Genomic DNA, 16,926 nt, shown 5'->3' with positions numbered 1-16,926 from the left:
GTTGTCGGCGGCGATGTGCGTGTAGAACGACTCTTCTCGACTTTGACGAAAAGCAGGGGCCCTCGGCAGCCTGCATCAAGGGCGGTGTTGTCCCCCACACGCCCCCGCCCCATTCGGAGAGATCCTCCACCAACGCTTGAGACACACGACCGGGTGTCCCGCGGCCAGCCAACACAGCATCTCGCGCACACGCAGAAGGCGCCGTGGGGAGAACGGGACCCACCTCCATGGACAGCGCCGCTGCCTCAGACGTAGAGGCGGCAGGGATGGGTGAGCCGCCTAGGGCAGCCAAAGGGCCTTACGATGTACTCCACATGCAGCTGTCCCCCACCGGTCCATTCGCCCCTTCCACCGGCTTGGGCGCAGGAGGTCACAACGTGAAGGCCAGCAGATTTTCCCCTGGAGGTTCTCAGCCCGGAACCCTCCTCCACAGCCCATAATGCAAGGTGGTGTGCCGCAGCTTGCAGGCGGTTCTCACATCTTTTCCAAATACGAGGCTGCCGGGGGTTCTCGCTTCCGGGACGTGCCATGTCTGCTCCCGATCTTGACGTTGCCACACTGTTCTGGCCGAACGACGACACGCTCTCCGTCACTGCCAAGTCACGGGTGCAGGTCGTGCGTCTGCTTTGCCTTCTGGGAAGCATTGTAGTTCCGCTCTACGGCCTCTTGTACAGGGTCGTGCAGCCCACCGCGACCGATCCGATGTGGGTTCGGCTCGGCATTGCGGGCCTTCTGGGAGCGTTCGTTGGGGCCACGTACGTCTTCAAGAAGCTCCGCACTCACTGTGTCGGCGTTGCGTGGGGGATGCTCTACGTCTTGATGGCCTGGGCCACGGCCCTGGCAGCGGCGAATCAGTTTTCCGGGGAGTACGTGGTGGGCATGGTCGTCGTCTACGCCGTCTCGGCCACACTCGTACTGTTTAGCAGCGAATTGCTTCGGTCCGTGCTGTCGTTCTTGCTGGCGGGCCTGCTCTTTGTGGGGGCCGCCCTGCTGTGGGCCCCATCCGCTCAGGTGAGCCCACTGGTATTGGGAGGGGGCATGGTGATGGTGGCCCTCCTCGTGGGCATCGTCGCACGGTGGGTGCTGCTCGTGCGGCGGCGTCTTGCACGTCAGGAACAGGAACTTCGGGAGCAGCGCAATCAGCTCGAAGGACACCGGAGGTACACCAATCGTCTACTCAACGCAACCGACGACCTGTTCTTTGCCCTGGACGAGGAGGGCCGATTCCAGTGGTGGAACGACCGGGTGTTGGAGGCGACCGGTCTTTCCGACGACGAAATTAGAGACGTGGACGCGCCGGGCCCGTTCGTCTCGGCCAGGAGGAAGCGACAGGCCAAACAAGCGATCCGGCGGGTGTTTAAGACCGGCAGCGGCCAGGCTGAGGTGCCCCTCCGCATCGACGACGGGGCGACAGTGCCCTACGAGTTCGTGGGCAACCTCGTCGAGGACCCGGATGGGAAACGACAGATCGTATGCGTCGGCCGCAACATCGCCGACCGGAAACGGCGGGCGCGGGAGTTGAAACGGAGTGAGCGGCGCTTCCGGGCGACGTTCAACGACCCGAACCTTCTGGCCGGGGTGCTCGCGCCGGACGGCACGCTCATCGAGCAAAACGAGACGGCGATGGGGTATGTGGATGCCCGACGTGAGGACGTGGTGGGCCAGCCGTTTTGGGAAACGCCGTGGTGGGACGAAGAGACGCGGCCGAGCATCCGGGAAAAAGTCGAGCGGGCCGCGGGGGGAGAGTACGTCGAGTACGAGGCGGACCTTGAGACGTCCTGCGGGGATCCCTACACCGTCGCGGGCTCAATCCGACCGGTCGTCGGTGACGACGGGGCCACCGTCTCGATGGTCGTTTCGGCCCGGGAGATTACCGAACGGAAACGACGGGAGGAGGCGCTTCGGGCGGCGGAGGGGCGCTACCAGACGCTCATCGAGAACTTCCCGGGCGGCGTGTTTCTCTTCGACGAAGACCTCCAGTACACCCTGGCCGGCGGACGGGACCTCAGAGATGTGGGACTTGCCCCCTCGGACGTCGAAGGGAAAGGTCCCCGTGACATCTTCCCGGACGGATTGGCCCGGGAGCTGGAAGAGCATTTCCGATGTGCGCTCGATGGAGAGAAGAACGTGTTTGAGCAGGAGATGGGCGGGCGTCGCTACCTCAACCGCGCCCTTCCGGTTCGGGACGAAACCGGCGCCGTGATTGCCGGGATGGCCGTTGCCCAGGACATCACCGAACGGCGCCGACGCAAGGAGGAGCTTGAACGGAAAAACGATCTCTTCCAGCAGGCCCAGGAGATCGCCAATGTTGGCGGGTGGGAATTTGACCTGGACACGGGCACCCTCACCCTCACCGACCAGGCCTACCGCATCCACGGCCTCTCCCCCGGCAGCAGGATGACCCCCGAACGGAGCCATGCGCTGTACCACCCCGACGATCGAGAAGCGGCCGAAGAGGCCTTCCGCCGCGCCGTCGACGGCGAGGGGCCCTACGACGTAGAGGCCCGCCTGATTACCGAGGCCGGCGAGAAGAGGTGGATCCGCACCCGCGGGGAGCCGCAGGAGGTGAACAATCGGACCGTCCGCGTGCGGGGCGCGATTCAAGACATCACCGACCAGAAGGAGCGGGAGGAGGCCCTTCGCACAGCGAAGGCCGACGCCGAAGAAGCCAACCGCCTCAAGAGCGCGTTCCTCGCCAACATCAGCCACGAGATCCGCACGCCCCTCACGTCTATCATCGGCTTCGCCGAACTGATTGGCTCGGAGGCTGGGGGACTAGACCTCCCAAACAGTCCGCTTCCCGGGTACGCCACCATGATAGAGCGGAGCGGCAAGCGGCTGCTGGAAACCCTGGAAGGGGTCCTTAATCTGTCCAAGCTACAGGCCGGGCAGATGGAGATGGAGACAAAGCCGGTGGACCTGGTCCAACAGATTCGCTGGACCGTCCAGGAACTCCGTCCCAGGGCCGAGAAGAAAGACATCGACCTTCAGCTCGAGACCGATCGTGCCATGGCCGAGGCCGATGAGGGCGGTGTTCAGATCGTAATCCGGAATCTCGTCTCCAATGCCATCAAGTACACCGAAGAGGCAGGACAGATCTGGGTTCGATCTTTTCGGGCGGAGGACGGCGCGGTACTGGTGGTGGAGGACACCGGAATTGGAATGGACCCGGCGGTTGCCGAGGGCCTGTTTGAGCCATTCCGGCAGGCGTCGGAAGGACTGAACCGCAAATATGAGGGGACCGGCGTCGGCCTGGCCGTCACGAACGAGGCGGTTTCCAAGATGAAGGGGGCGATCGAGGTAGACACCGAAAAAGACACGGGCACTCGGTTTACCGTCCGGCTTCCGGCCTCGACGGAAGAGAATTCGGCCGACGGATCCTCATCCACGACCTAGCACCGGCCGGTCCCCTACAGACAAGAGACGGCGATTCGTCCGTTCCGGCGCAGGCGCGCGCTGCATCCGGGAGACGTTTTCCGAACGAGACATGGAGCCTGACAGGCGCGACCTTCAGAAACTGCTTGGCGGACGCCTTGTGGCCACTCCGATGAGCACTCGGTCACTCTGCTCCCAGCGCACTCTGAAAGCACTCGGTCGCCCTGCTCTCAGCGCACTCTGAAAGCACTCGGTCGCTCTGCTCCCAGCGCTGCGACTTCGTGGGTCTCTCGCAAAATGGCTTCTGCATTTGCCCGGTCGCTCACCAGGGGCATGACCTCGCTCTTGCTCGGCCCCCGCGACAGAGACCCACTTGGGCACCATTTTGCAGCTTTGCCTACTGTGTTTGCTCGGCCGAGACTCGTCAGTCGCTACGCTCGTGTCGGCTGAACATCAATCCCCCAGACAGCTTCTCAGGCCTTTCGAAAGGCTTGCCCAGGAGCGATGGGGAGGCGTCGTTCGTCTCCGAACTGACCCCGGGACGGCATCTTTCCGCCCCGGGCCCTCCGGTCACGCAATCCCCAGGAAGAACGGCCCGTCGAGCGGACGCCCTCGGGGCCCACTCTACGCCCCAAGCCCCGGTGCCTCTCTTCTCGGGGCCGCACCGTCTCCACTCGTCGCGTTCTCCAAGCCCCCACCGGTGCCGGTCGAAGACGCCTGAGGACGGTCCGCGGGGCCGTTGTCTCCCCCATGACTGCCAACGTGAAACTCTTCGACGACGCCACGGAGACTGCCGGTCAGCTCCTCCAGCTCCTCGGCGGCTTGAAGGACCCCTTCAATGTCCTGGGCCGACTCGTCGGACACATCCGAGATCGACTGCACGCTCTCGGAGATCTGGTCGCCCGTCGCGGCCTGCTCCTCCGTCGCGGTGGCGATGCTATCGACCCGGTCGGTAATGCCCCCGGTGCTGTCAACAATCTCCTCAAAGGCGTCGGCCGCCTGGCCGGCCAGCTCGATGCCAGCCTCCACCTCGCTCTGTCCCTGCTCGATGGCCCCCACCGCCTCACTGGTGTCCTTCTGCACCGACCCGACCATCTGCTCGATTTCGTCGGTCGCCTTCGACGTTCGCTCGGCCAGCTCGCGCACCTCCTCGGCCACCACGGCAAACCCCTGCCCCGACTTGCCGGAGCCCTCGCCCCCCGCGCGAGCCGCCTCGATCGCCGCGTTCAGGGCGAGCAGGTTCGTCTGATCGGCAATCTCGTCGATCGTCGCGACAATCTTGCCGATCTCTTCGCTTGACTCCTTCAGGCCACTTACGGTCTCGGCGGAGCGCTTCACGACATCCCCAATCTCCTCCATCTTGCCGACCGCCTCTAGGACCACCTCTCCGTTCTCCTCGGCCAGTTCCCCGTTTCGCTGAGCGGCCTCGGCCGTTTGCGTCGCGTTTTCGGCGTTGTCGTCGATCGTCCGGGCCATCTGCTCCATCGCCGCGGCGGCCTCGTCGGCCTTTTGGGCCTGCGTCTGGACCCCAGCATTGAGCTGGTCAGCGGAGCCGGCGAGCCGGTTGGCGACCGCGTCGGTCTGGTCGATCGCTTCGGTAAGACGGCCAAACACCTGCCGGATGTTCTGCACCGACTGGTTGAACCTGCGTTGCAGGCGGGCGATCTCCTCGGCCTGGGAGGCCTCCATCTTCGACGCCAGCTCTCCGTCCATCTCAGTGCCCACCTGAACCGTCAAGTCCCCCGCGGCGAAGCGGTCCATCGCCTCGACCATTCGGTCCACCTCTTCCGACAAGGCCTCTTTTTCCTCCGCCCGCTGCTCAGCGAGGGACTCCGCCCTGCTTTTCGTCTCTTGTGCCTCGGCCTTCCGCTCTTCGGCCTCCTCAATGCGATTGAGAAGCGACTGCCGGAGGTCGTCAACCGCCCGGTACACGTCGCCGAACTCGTCGCTGCGCCCGGTCCGGATGGACTTGTCGAGGTTGCCCTCCGCAAGCCTCGAGGTCACGTGGCGCAGGTCCGTGAGCGTGGTGATCGTGATCGTCCCCGTAATCGACCCGATCGTGAGGAAGCCGACGAACGTCGCCAGCCCGCTGGCGAGGGGACTTTGCGTGACCAGGACCGTTGCCACGATCATGATGCCAGTGAGCACATACCAGAAAATGTATTTCGTCAGGAACCGTTGCATAGGGGATCAGGGCGTTGTAGAACCGGAACAGTGAAGCGGGAAGTGCCACAGGGGAAAATGCTGCAGGGGATCGAGTTTAGGCAGCAGACGGGACCGCCGCCGTGCTGTCCTGTGGGGAGGCGGCCTCGGGCACCTTGTCCTGCACCTGGACGAAGTTTTGCCGGGCCCGGTAGATGAAGTAGACGAAGGGGACCTTCGCCGTCACGTCCAGGTAGCTGATGATGACCGCGATCCCCGTCGCGTCGACCCACTGCAGCCCCGGCCCGAAGAGCCACACCAGCGGGTACGCCAGCCAGAGAAGCCCAATGTAGTTCAGAAGAAGCCGCCCGAGCCGTCGGTGGGAGGGCGGCTCCTCCAGCGCAGAACTGCGCACTGGCCCGTATAGGGAGACGAGGATGGCCACGTGGCACACCGAGGAGAGCCCGAAGAACATCCACTGGGTCGGAGAGGAAAAGGCCGCGGCCCCTACGCCAAGCACGATCATCAGGAAGTCCGCAAGGGCAATACCTATAATCGTGTTCCGGCCAGCCCCCGCGACGTAGGCGGTATATCCCACCAGCAGGGGCGTCGTAAGGGCCCAGTCGATGTACCGGGGAATCGGGACATGGTAGCCCTGGAACTGCACCGAGCCGATGTCAAACGCCATCAGCAGGTACATCAGGGCCGCAATTCCCGGGATGGCCCAAAGATAATCGAAGTCCAGCCCCACCTCGTCGCCCATGAGCGACAGGGCCGGGGGAATCCCGATGAGCATTCCGAGGGTGCCGACGATGTAAATGACCGTAATCGGGTCCATGAAAGTACTGATCTCAAGGTTTGGAGAGAACGTTTCGTGCTTTTGCCAGACGAAGGGGCCTTTCGGCTCCGCCTCGCACAGGGCCATTCTTGCAACAAGATTTTAGGGGAGGAGGACGTGCGGGCCCACTTGTCTCCCACAACGCTTCTGCTAGCCCCAGAGTCAACCGGAGTACTCTTCAGTACTGAGTTATCGGGTTTAGTGGGCCGTTTTTAAGTCGAGCACACGAGACTCAGTGCGTTGTGCCCGATACAGGACGACAAAACACATTGCGGGCTCGCATCGTGCATGGGTGCGTTTCGTGCATCTCTTTCCCAATACCGACGTCAGGCGGACGGTTTGTGGGGGCCGGCGCAGGGGGCGGCTCGGAAGCGGCCCGTTCCTCCGTCTACGCGTGGCGATCGAGGCGGCCTGATTCCCTTCGATTCCCCGCTGGGCCCTCATCAGCCCCGTGTCTCGCCGGGAACCGTACGGTAAACGTGCTCCCCTCCCCCTTCTCCGTTTCCACCTCGATCGATCCGCCCATCTGCTCAGTCGCTTTCTTCGTCACCGCCAGTCCAATGCCCGTTCCTTCGTACTCACGGGACAACCCCTCAGACCCTTGCCGGAACGGCTCGAAGAGCGAGTCGGCCACCCCCGGATTCATCCCAATTCCCGTGTCTTCGACCTCCAACACAGCCTCGTTACTTTCCTGATACGTCCGCACCTGAACCGTCCCGTCCTCGGTGTACTTGATCGCGTTGGAGAGAAGATTTTGGAGCACAATCTGAAGCCCGCCCGCATCGGCCCGGACGCCGGCCGCGCTGGCTTCGACCTCCAGCGCAAGCCCGCTTTCCGTGGCCTCGGCCGCAAACCCCTTGGCCACCTGGTGGGCCTGCTCCGCCAGATCGACCGGCCGGGACTCCAGGGTCATCTGTCCGGCCTCTAGCTTCGAAAGGTTGAGCACCGCGTCCAAGGTGTCCAACAGCCGGCGCCCGCTGTCTTCAATCAGGTCTGCGAAGTGGGCCACTCCGTCGTCCCCCTCAATCTCGTCCCCAATCGCCTCGGCGAACCCGATGATGCCGGTCAACGGAGTGCGGATCTCGTGACTCATGTTTGCGAGCATCGCCGATTTCATCCGGCTGGCCTCCTCGGCCTCTAGCTTCGAGAGCTCGGCCTGCTCCTTCGCCTGTTTGAGCCGCCGAGCCTTCCGGTTCCGCTCGGTGATGTCTCGGGCCGTGACAAAAATCGAGACGACCTCCCCCTCTTCACCGGTGACCGGGCGCATGATTCCGGTGACGTTCCGCGCCTCTCTGCTCGGCGTCACATGCTCGGCCTCGAAACTCACGTATTCCCCCTCCGCCGCGCTCTTTACCTTCTCCTGAACAGCCGACTTGTCCTCCGCTTTCCACCAGGGCGTGTCCCAGAAGGACTGGCCGAGAATATCCTCCCGGGTCGCCTCGATATACTCCAGAGCCGTGTCGTTGACTTTCTGGAATGTCCCATTTGGCGCAAGCACGCCCGCAAGGATGTTGGGGTCGTTCAGCATCGCCTGAAAGCGCCGTTCGCTCTCCCTTAACTCTCGCTCCCGCCGCTTCCGCTCCGTAATGTCCGACAGGATTACCGTCTGGGTGTCCCCAGACTCGCGCAGGCCGGCCTGTACCACTTGGAAATACCGACTCCCACGTCCCGGATCGACACGCCGGCGTCCCCTCTCTGGATGACGGCCGTTGAACTCGACCGTCCACACCGACCGCCCGTCCCGAATCGTCTTCACCAGCCCCGGGAGCACCTCTGCCAGGGGCCGGCCAAGATCCTCTTCCCCGAGGGGCGGCACAGCGTCCGTGACCCCACCCCCGAGCCCTCGGATCCGCCCCTCCCCCCCGACCGTGAGGCTTGGGGCCTGGGCACTCCCCGCCAGCTGCACGACGCTAAGCTGCGTCTCATACACGAACAACAGCCCGGCGGCAAACACCGACACCCCCAGCGGCTCGTGGGTGATGTCTAGCAGAGACGGCTCAACGTGCCCGATCACGTTGAAGGCTGCCGGCAGGGCCGTCAGGCCGGTCAGGGCCGCCAGGGGCACCACGTTCGCCTCCGCCTTCAGAAACAGCTCGTAGATCATCAGGTAGCCGGCGGCCGACAGGGCGTACGCCACGGCCATTACGACCCAGTAGAGCGTCTCGTGGGTCACGACCAGGCCAAACGCCCCGCCGGTCGGCTCCAGCCCGTAGTAGAGGCCATGCCACGGATTGGTCACCTTCAGGCCCGTCACGGCAAGGTAGACCGCCGCCGCAAACCACTGAACCGTCCGGTTTCGGTGGAGAGTGCGCCCGCTGTAGGCGGAGCAGAACCAGAGCCAGGCGAAGACGGTGCCAAAGCCGACGATCAGGCTGAACTGGTAGAACAGATGCTTCCCGAGGGCCGTCTCCACCAGCAAAAACCCAACGTAGGCCCCGGCCCAGCCCCCGCTGCCCAGAAAAAACCACGTCAGGGCCCGTCGCGTCTCCGGATCGGACACTGCCGACCGGGCCCGCCACCCCGCCCCGAGGCAGACGACCGCCGCAACGACGAAGGCAAGAAGGTACCCCACGTACGTCAGGGAGGGGAATGTATCGATCAGGCTTCCGGTCATGATTGGACTGTCGTGCAGAACACTCACCGCGACATGGTGCGTGCTCTTTTGGAGCAAGAAGAGCGCCGAAAATGCTCCGCTATCGGATCCGTATCGGACTCGTCAAACTCGACGTGCGTCGTCACGGCCCCCGTCGAATTTCGTCCTTCGGGGGGTCCTGTATTGGGGAACCGCCCTTCGGGGAGGTCCTTTCACAGCTACTGATCGCCGGAAAATTTGGGCATGCACGCTGCGGCACTGAGCCAGGCGTAGGGCATTTTTCCCACCACGGCCCGGCACTCGTTCGGTGTTCATTTGCTTTTCAGTCTTTCAGTTGCCCCCGGCCCTCCCTCCCATTCCTGTTTTCGGTTCCACCTGCGTGGGCCCGTGGGCGGCTTTGTCGTCACCTTCGAGGGAAGAATTCCGGCCTCGGCGGGTACTCTCGCAGGCAGGGTGGGGATTGTCCGAAGCGAAGTTGAGCCCGGAGGACGGGCGGTCCGACGCGAGGCCTTTAATGCTTTGCCGGTCGAGCCGATAACTGCAATCCAGTGAGGGGAGTGCTTTGGGGACACGGGACTGAGCCACTACACACTGCACGACAAAAATCTCACTACGGGTCACGAGGCCCCACCCTTCTCTGGACTCGAAGAGATTTTTCCTCGAGCGCCCTCGGGCACTTCGGTCGCAGGCGTCCTCGAAGTGACCGATTGCGGAGTGGTCAGGGCGGACTTCACTCGGGTGAAATTCTTGTCGCAGAGCAAAGAGATACTGACCACCACCGGCGACTGGCACACTGGTCTGCGTCGTTCGGTGTTGTCCAATGCGCCAACCCTGAGACTTTTCTTTCTGCTTCGAATGGACGGCGAGACGCTTCCTGTCGGTCAACGTGCCCACGTTCGAGTCACCCGGCTGCTGTGCCTGCTCGGGGCCATTCTGGCATCGCTGTATGCCCCATTGCACCGCCCTGCCAGCACTGAGGCCGCCCCGGGCTGGTGGATTCACCTCGGCGTTGCGGGACTGCTCGTGGTCTTGCTCGCGGCCTCCTACGTGTCGGAAGAGATCCGTCGTCGTCACGTGGGGATCACGTGGGGCCTCCTCTGCTGCATGATGGCGTGGACCGTGGTGCTGGCGGCGCTGAATGAGTTTGCCGGGGAGTATGCGCTGGGCGTTCTTCTCATGTACGCCGTTTTTGGGGGACTGGTGGCCCTCGGAAGTGCCTCGATGCGCCCCGTCTTGTCGTTTCTCGTCGTGGGCGCCCTGGCCGTCGGGGGGGGACTGCTGTGGCCCCCAACCCTTCAGACGAGCCCGTGGGCCCTGAGCGGAGCCCTGGCCGTTGTGGCCCTCGCGGAGGGAGGGGCCATACGGTGGGCACGGTCGATGTGCGATCGGCTTCGGACCCAGAGGCAGGGCCTCCGCGAGCAGCGGAATCTTCTGGACCGTCTCGTGGAGACAACCCCCCACGCGGTTGTTCGGGTCGACGAGCGCGGAACGCCCATCGACGTGAGCGACCGGGCCGAAGGGATGCTTGGCCCCGAGGTGGATGCGCTTTTTGGTCCCCAACACGACCCCACGGCCGCGGAGGCATCCCTTGTCGGGGAAAACGGGACGCCGGATGCGAGGCATCCCATCTCGCAGGTCTTCCAGGCGGGGCGCAGCGTGCACAACAGAAAGTGCCTGCTGAGGACCCCAGATGGGACCCAGCGCACACTGTCGGTAAGCGGGGCCCCGGTATGGGGAACGGATGGTGAGATCCGCGAGGCCATCTTTCACTTCGAAGACGTGACGGCCCGGAAGCACCGGGAGGAGGCCCTCCAGCAGGCCGAAAAGGAGGCCGCGGAGGCCGATCGCCTCAAGTCCGCCCTGCTGGCAAACATGAACCACGAAATCCGCACTCCCCTGACCGCGATCATCGGGTTCGCCGAGGCAATCGGCACGCGGGCCAGCGAGCTGGAGCTGCCGGAGGCCACGCCCCTACCCGGCTACGCCGACCTGATCGAGGAGAGCGGAAAGCGCCTGCTCAAAACCCTCGAGAACATTTTGGACCTCGCGCAGCTGGAGGCACAGGAGATGGCACTCGGCGTCGAGGCAGTCAACCTCGCCGAGCAGGCCCGCCGGGCCGTCGCGGAGTATCGGGCGGACGCCCAGGCAAAGGAGATCGACCTGCGGCTGGACGCGGCCCCGGTGGAGGCGCGCGCCGACGAAAACGGGGTCCAGCTCGTGCTGCAACACCTGCTGGACAACGCCATCAAGTACACGACGGAGGGCGGCACGGTGGAGGTACGGACCTATTCGGAGCCGGACTGCGCCGTGTTGGAGGTCGAAGACGACGGGGCCGGGATGGAGCCGGCGATGGTTGACCAGCTCTTTGAGCCGTTTCGCCAAGCCTCCACGGGACTGGGGCGTGAGTACGAGGGCGCCGGGGTCGGGCTGGCGGTGACCAAAGAAGCGACCGAGCAGATGGGCGGGGCGATTGAGGTGGAGACCGAGGCCGGAACGGGCAGCCGGTTCCTCGCCCAACTTCCAACGACCGACTGCAATGCGCAGCGCCGTGGAGACGACTCTGCCGAACAGCCCGTGGAGGAGACTGCTCCGTCGCCGAACAACCGGGGATCCCTCACGAAATAACACCGGGTGCGGACACGGGTCCGCACTCCTCGCATCACGTTCCTCGTTCCTTTCGATCATGAGCACACGTGCTGTGGAGCCCGAACTGCTGGATGTATCGTTTCCCACACTCCCATCCAGAATTGAGGAGGTCGAGGAGTTGATTGCGTCCGGGCAGACCGATCCTGCACAGCTGATCGACATCGTCAAGCACTGCCCGTCCGCGTCCCTCAACATCCTCCGCCGGGCAAACTCCGCGTACTACGGGCTGCGACACGAGGTCGAGAGCGTCGGGCAGGCGGTGCGTCTCCTCGGGTTCATCGAGGTCACGTCCATCGTCATCCTCGAAGGCGCCAACGAAATGCGGGAGCAGCTCACGAACCACACGGACCTCCTCGACCGCATCCTGTACGCCTCCATCTTCACCGGGCGGTTCACGCAGCAGCTGGCCCGCCAACTTGACCTGGACGACGCGTGGACGCACCTGGCCTTCTCGGTGGGCCTCATCCACATGATGGGTCGGCTCGTGCTTCTGTACTCCGCCCCGGATCCATACGGGGCGTTGGCCGCCGAAAAAGACGCGCCCCTTCCGGAAGCAGACGAGGAGCATCGTCTCCTCGGAGAAAGTCACCGCGCCCTTGCCCTGCAGGCCAGTAGGCACTGGAACCTGTCGGACCGCGTCTGCTCGATCCTGGATACGGCCATCGACCTCGCAGGGCGGCCTGCCGGTCGGCAGCGCACCTTGGCAGTCGCCGTTCGGGCCGGCAGCGCCCTCGCCCTGCAAGACCTGGCCGGCACCCCGCTGGCACTGCCCCAAGACCTGTCGACGGCCAACACGCCCCTGTCGGACGAGCCCGTGGCCCTCGCCGCCGAGGACGCGACGGACTACGCCGCGAACCTGGGCATATTCTGATTCGAGCTCGGCCCCGCAGTTGGGCGGCACAGGTGCCCTATCCCGCTGCCGGATCCTGGACCGTTGGGTCCTGCTCAACGAGCGTGTCGGCCCCGTTGCCTAGAATTTTCTTGACGACGTCCGTGCTCATGCCCAGCCCCACGCCGGTGCCGATGCCGGACGCGCCGAGCACCGTCACCTGATCGGGGCCGATAAGATTGAACGCACGGCGCTTGAGCTTCGACGTCCGGAGCTCAAAGCTGCGCCTGAGCGCCTCCAGGGAGCTCTGCAGCGAGATGGCCTTCTTGAGCCGCGCCCGGAAGTTGGCCAGGTCCCGGTCCAGCTCCGACGCCCCCTCCTCCAGCTTTCGCCGCGCCTCGATGAGGACCTCCTGGCGCTTCTCGTTGACCAGCTCGGTGATGTCAGTGTCCAGCGAGATCTTGGCCTGCTGCAGCTCCGGGGTCAGGCGACGGGCCTGCTTCCGCTTCGTGCGAAGCTCGGACTCGACGGCCTTCACCGCCGATTCGAGCCGCACCTGCCGCTTTTCTTTCATGGCGTCGATCTCCTTGAGCAGCGTGCGGATCTCTTCGAGGTCCTCCAGAATCTGATTGTTGGCCGAGGGCATGCTCACGTTCGTCACCTCGATGCCGAAGTCGTCGGACAGGTGGTCGTTGAGCGCCGCCACGATGTTGTCGAGCGAGTCGCGGCCGCTGAACTTCACGCGGGCGTCCTCCACGGAGGTAATGATGCGCAGCGCGATGTAGGAGGCGTAGAGGTTGAGGCTCTTCATGATGCCCGCTGGGGTCGTGTTCGCGATGAACTTCTTCGAGTCGACCACCTGGAAGACAATCTGGCTGGAGATGCCGATGCTCGCGTAGTCGGCGGTAAAGTTCGCGTTGTGCATGTCCACCACCTGGTCCCGCTTCGAGACGAGGTAGGGGATGTAGTCGGAGAACTGAAACAGCCAGTTGCGCCCGTTGCGGGTCTCTTTGTCTTCGTAGGGCTCCCCGAATCGACAGAGGACCCCCTCGTAGCCCTCCGGCACGTCCACCTTGGCGTTGAGCAGATACCGGAGCCCGAACGCCAGGGCGCCGCCGAGGAAAAACAGGTAGGCGACCACGTTGAGGATCGAGGGCAGCAGGACCAGCAGGAAGAGCCCCATGAGCAGGGGCCCGATGCCCGCAAATCGACGCTGGTCGGGGACAAACTTGAGCACCTCCTCCTCGTCGATCCCTCGAAATTGCTCCTTGAGGGTTTCGCGGGCCGAGTCGGTCACCATCCCGACCATCGCCCCGAGCTTGTCCTCGATCTCCCCCTGAACCTTCCTCCGTCCTTCCTCGATCGAGGCCTGGAGCTCGTCCGAGGCCTTGTCGCCTACGTCGCTCGCGATGTCGCCGGCGGCGTCCTGTACGCGTTCCATAACGGGGTGGGCTTCTTCGATGCCAATGCGAAGTGAACTACGGAGGACGAAGAGAACACGCTAGTCCTCCTGCAGCGACGCTTCGACGTCCTCGGAAATTTCTTCGAGCCGCGCCTCAACGTTGTCCAGCGAAAACCGCTCGGTCGAGATTTCCGACGCGGACGAGATCCGATCGAGGGCCGTCTGGAGACGCCCCATAATCTCGTCGACGTTCACGTTCTCGGCCTTCGTCTCGATCTCTTGGATGATCTCCTCAATCTCCGCCTCGGTGTAGGAGTCGCCGGCCTCCTCAACGAGGCGTTCGAGCTGCTGCAGCGTTCCGGTGTCCTCCAGTACGCGCTGGACCACATCCTCCCCGGGGATGATGTCCTCGTTTACCCCCCCCACGACGACGGACTCGACCTGTGGGACGTATTCCGGCAGCTTGGTTTCGAGCTCGTCCAAAACCTGCTCCCACTCTGAGTTGAATCGCTCAATCGCTCCGATCGTGCTCATCTCCTTGGCCCGAATCTGCGCCTGCAGGGACTCGATGAGCGAGATGGCGGGGGCGATCTCCTCCTGCGCCGCGTTCTCGATGGTGGCCTCGCGGGCCTGCATGATGGCTTCCTTGTTCTTCTCGTCGTTGAGCGTCTGCCGCATCGACTTGATCTCGCGGAGGACCTGGTCGGTCTCCCGCACCGCCAGCTTGAGCTCGGCCACCTTCGCCTGGATTTCCTCGTCGATCTCCTCCTCGGTAATCTCGCGCAGCGTCTCGGTGGCCTGGCGCAGCCGCGTGATCGACGACACGAGCGGCAGGGCCAGCGTGCGCAGGTAGTCCCCGCTCGTCAGGTTGCCCACCGGGATGTGGTCGATGATTTCGATGCCGTAGTCCGACCCCAACCGCTGCAGCCGATCCAGGATCTGGCGCCGGTCCGGGTCGTCGGACTCCTCAAGGTCAAACCGCGAGATGTCGATCTCTTCGATCTGGGAGGCGCCCGTGAGGTACTCGACCGAAAGGTCGCTCGACTCCAGGCTGTCGAGGCGCTCTGTGACGCTCTCCCCCTCAATCTCCGGCACCGCCACCGACTCGACCATGAACTGGTTAAACTCCCGCGCGCTGATTTTCAGCACCGCGTCCTTGATGATGCTCTCGTAGACCTCCCGGAGCTGGCGGAGGAATTTCTCGAAGCCGCCCCGCTCGAGGAGGCGGTACGTATCGGTGACCCGCATGCGAATGGCGCCCCGATACTTCTGGGTAATGTTCTCGCTGGTGTTGCCGTCAATCTCCGGCATCTCCAACACGATCAGCTTCGAGGAGACCACCGCGTAGGGCTGAACCCGCGGGTCCAGGACGAAACTCCACTCGCCGGGCCGGAGCGTCTTGACGATCTTCTCGTGCTTCATGAAGTGAATCTCGGCCCCGGGCTGGCCGGTGTAGAGGTTGTTCTTCACCAGCGAGAACCCGAAGTACAGCAGATAGAGCAGGACGGCGGTCAGCCACGTCCCGAGCGACACCACCTCCCACCCATGGAGCGCATCGATCGTCCAGTGCACCCCCTCCGGCAGAACGCCGAGCGGCTGGTTCAGAAAGTACACCGAGAGGACAAACACGAGGCCGAGGGCCCGAAAGAACGTCGGAAAGAAGCTGAGCATCCCGCTCCCGACGTAGACAATGCCGATGGTCTGCCCGTCCTGGTCCTGCTGCCCAATCCGCCGGAGCGCTTCCTGGTAGCTGCCCTGCTTTTCGGTAATCCCTATCACAGAATCCATGGGGAAATGGTCGATGCTTGTATAATCGATGCTTGTATAAAGAGCGTGTCCCCGAATGCCGGGCCGCAGGCCGGCACGCCCCGTCCGTGTGCCAGAGAATGGAGTCTGCGGATTTTTGCTGTTTCCCGTATGTCCCTTCACGGCGGAACGGGCGGAGTTGTTACAGGCCCTTCAGCGCCGACCGGCGTACCGTTCCGCCTCCCATCTTCCCTGCACCACTCGGACCCTATGGCCTCAATTGGGGGGCTAGGAACGGTCTGCTCAGTGCAGGCTTATGTGCAGTAGCGATGACGTTGGTTCCACTGTCGTCCCCTCTCCGACAGTCCCGGACGCCGATGGGCGTGACCTCAGCAGACAAGCACCCGGACCTTTCGTTCAGGGCACGGCTCGCTGCCCTCCGGCCGAGAGATCATGCGACCCTGCTCCTCACCCCGACGCTCGTAGGGCTTGGCATTCTGGAGGGGGTCACATCAAGAGGCGCCCCCACCGACCTGTTCTCCGCCGGGGTCCTGCTTTCGTTGGCCGCCATGGGCGGATACCGTGTGTACATGGCGTGGACGAAAAGTGCTGACCCCCAGTCCGGAAGAATGGAGGACACTCCGGCGTCGTAGGACGAGCGCACACCACGCATGCCTCCCGCCTCGGAAGAGCCGGAACGCCCGAACGCGTTCGGGCTCGTTTGTGTGGTCCGTAGACGTTTGGACACAGGGGCGACCGGGACCGGGCACACACCACCGGGATCGGGCCGTGGCACTTCGGACTGGGCTTCTGGCCCCCACCTCTTTCTCTTTCGCACAGCTCCACTACTGCATGCCCGACTCCGTCGACGCCCTCGATCACGAGCAATTCGTCCGGGCCGCCATCGACGAGGCAGCCGCGGCCCAGGCGGCCGGAAACCCGCCGTTCGGCGCCGTACTGGTGGGCCCGGACGGGACGGTTCTGGATCGGGCCGGCAACACGGAGGGGCGCACGGGCGACTGCACCGGGCACGCCGAGACCAACCTCGTCCGCGTCGCCTCCCGCGAATACGCGCCGGAGCGGCTCGCGAAGGCCACCCTCTACGCCAGCACGGAGCCGTGCCCCATGTGTGCCGGGGCCCTCTTTTGGGCCCGCATCGGGCACGTCGTATTTGGGCTGCGCGCCGAGCGCCTCTACGACATGAAGGGCACCGCCGGGCGCCAGTTGGCCCTGTCCTGCGAGGACGTGCTCGCCCGGGGCAACCACGAGGTGGAGGTCATCGGGCCCGTGCTGGAGGACGAGGCCGCGGCGGTGTTCGACCTCCAGTAGCCTTGGCCCCTGCGGTGTGGACGCCC

At 64.2% G+C, this 16,926-nt stretch carries 9 protein-coding genes; 4 read left to right on the top strand and 5 right to left on the bottom strand.

All coding sequences use genetic code 11. From position 1 onward, the window contains the following. Window positions 1-528: 528 nt before the first annotated feature. Window positions 529-3,396, top strand: coding sequence for a PAS domain S-box protein (locus B7R93_RS08145; RefSeq protein WP_103020293.1), 2,868 nt, complete (start codon window positions 529-531; stop codon window positions 3,394-3,396). Between the two features lie 603 nt (window positions 3,397-3,999). On the opposite strand, the gene B7R93_RS08140 is transcribed toward B7R93_RS08145, so the two are convergent. The 3 genes from B7R93_RS08140 to B7R93_RS08130 form a co-directional block, all read right to left on the bottom strand. Next, window positions 4,000-5,559 carry a methyl-accepting chemotaxis protein gene (locus tag B7R93_RS08140; RefSeq protein ID WP_103020292.1) on the bottom strand — a complete coding sequence of 520 codons (1,560 nt, stop codon included), beginning with the start codon at window positions 5,557-5,559 and terminating at the stop codon, window positions 4,000-4,002. Window positions 5,560-5,635: 76 nt separating this feature from the next. Next, a complete protein-coding gene (locus B7R93_RS08135; protein ID WP_103020629.1) occupies window positions 5,636-6,355 on the bottom strand; it encodes a bacteriorhodopsin in 720 nt (239 codons plus the stop codon). Window positions 6,356-6,743: 388 nt separating this feature from the next. Further along, window positions 6,744-8,969 (bottom strand): ATP-binding protein, encoded by a 2,226-nt coding sequence (locus B7R93_RS08130; protein ID WP_103020291.1) that lies wholly within the window; start codon window positions 8,967-8,969, stop codon window positions 6,744-6,746. Between the two features lie 933 nt (window positions 8,970-9,902). Between B7R93_RS08130 and B7R93_RS08125 the strand changes: the two genes are divergently transcribed. Both B7R93_RS08125 and B7R93_RS08120 read left to right on the top strand, forming a co-directional pair. Then, a complete protein-coding gene (locus B7R93_RS08125) occupies window positions 9,903-11,573 on the top strand; it encodes a sensor histidine kinase (protein ID WP_232798194.1) in 1,671 nt (556 codons plus the stop codon). Window positions 11,574-11,631: 58 nt separating this feature from the next. Next, a complete protein-coding gene (locus B7R93_RS08120) occupies window positions 11,632-12,465 on the top strand; it encodes an HDOD domain-containing protein (protein ID WP_103020289.1) in 834 nt (277 codons plus the stop codon). A 37-nt stretch (window positions 12,466-12,502) separates the two neighbouring features. Here the strand turns inward: B7R93_RS08120 and B7R93_RS08115 are convergent, their stop codons facing one another. Then, window positions 12,503-13,864 (bottom strand): SPFH domain-containing protein, encoded by a 1,362-nt coding sequence (locus B7R93_RS08115; protein ID WP_103020288.1) that lies wholly within the window; start codon window positions 13,862-13,864, stop codon window positions 12,503-12,505. Window positions 13,865-13,924: 60 nt separating this feature from the next. Then, window positions 13,925-15,613: a hypothetical protein gene (locus tag B7R93_RS08110; RefSeq protein ID WP_103020287.1), complete on the bottom strand. Its 1,689-nt coding sequence runs from the start codon at window positions 15,611-15,613 to the stop codon at window positions 13,925-13,927. Window positions 15,614-16,423: 810 nt separating this feature from the next. Between B7R93_RS08110 and B7R93_RS08100 the strand changes: the two genes are divergently transcribed. Continuing rightward, window positions 16,424-16,900: a nucleoside deaminase gene (locus B7R93_RS08100; RefSeq protein ID WP_103020285.1), complete on the top strand. Its 477-nt coding sequence runs from the start codon at window positions 16,424-16,426 to the stop codon at window positions 16,898-16,900. Window positions 16,901-16,926 lie beyond the last annotated feature (26 nt).

Source organism: Salinibacter altiplanensis, assembly GCF_002894645.1.
Lineage (GTDB): Bacteria > Bacteroidota > Rhodothermia > Rhodothermales > Salinibacteraceae > Salinibacter > Salinibacter altiplanensis.
This window is presented reverse-complemented; position numbering and strand designations above follow the sequence as displayed.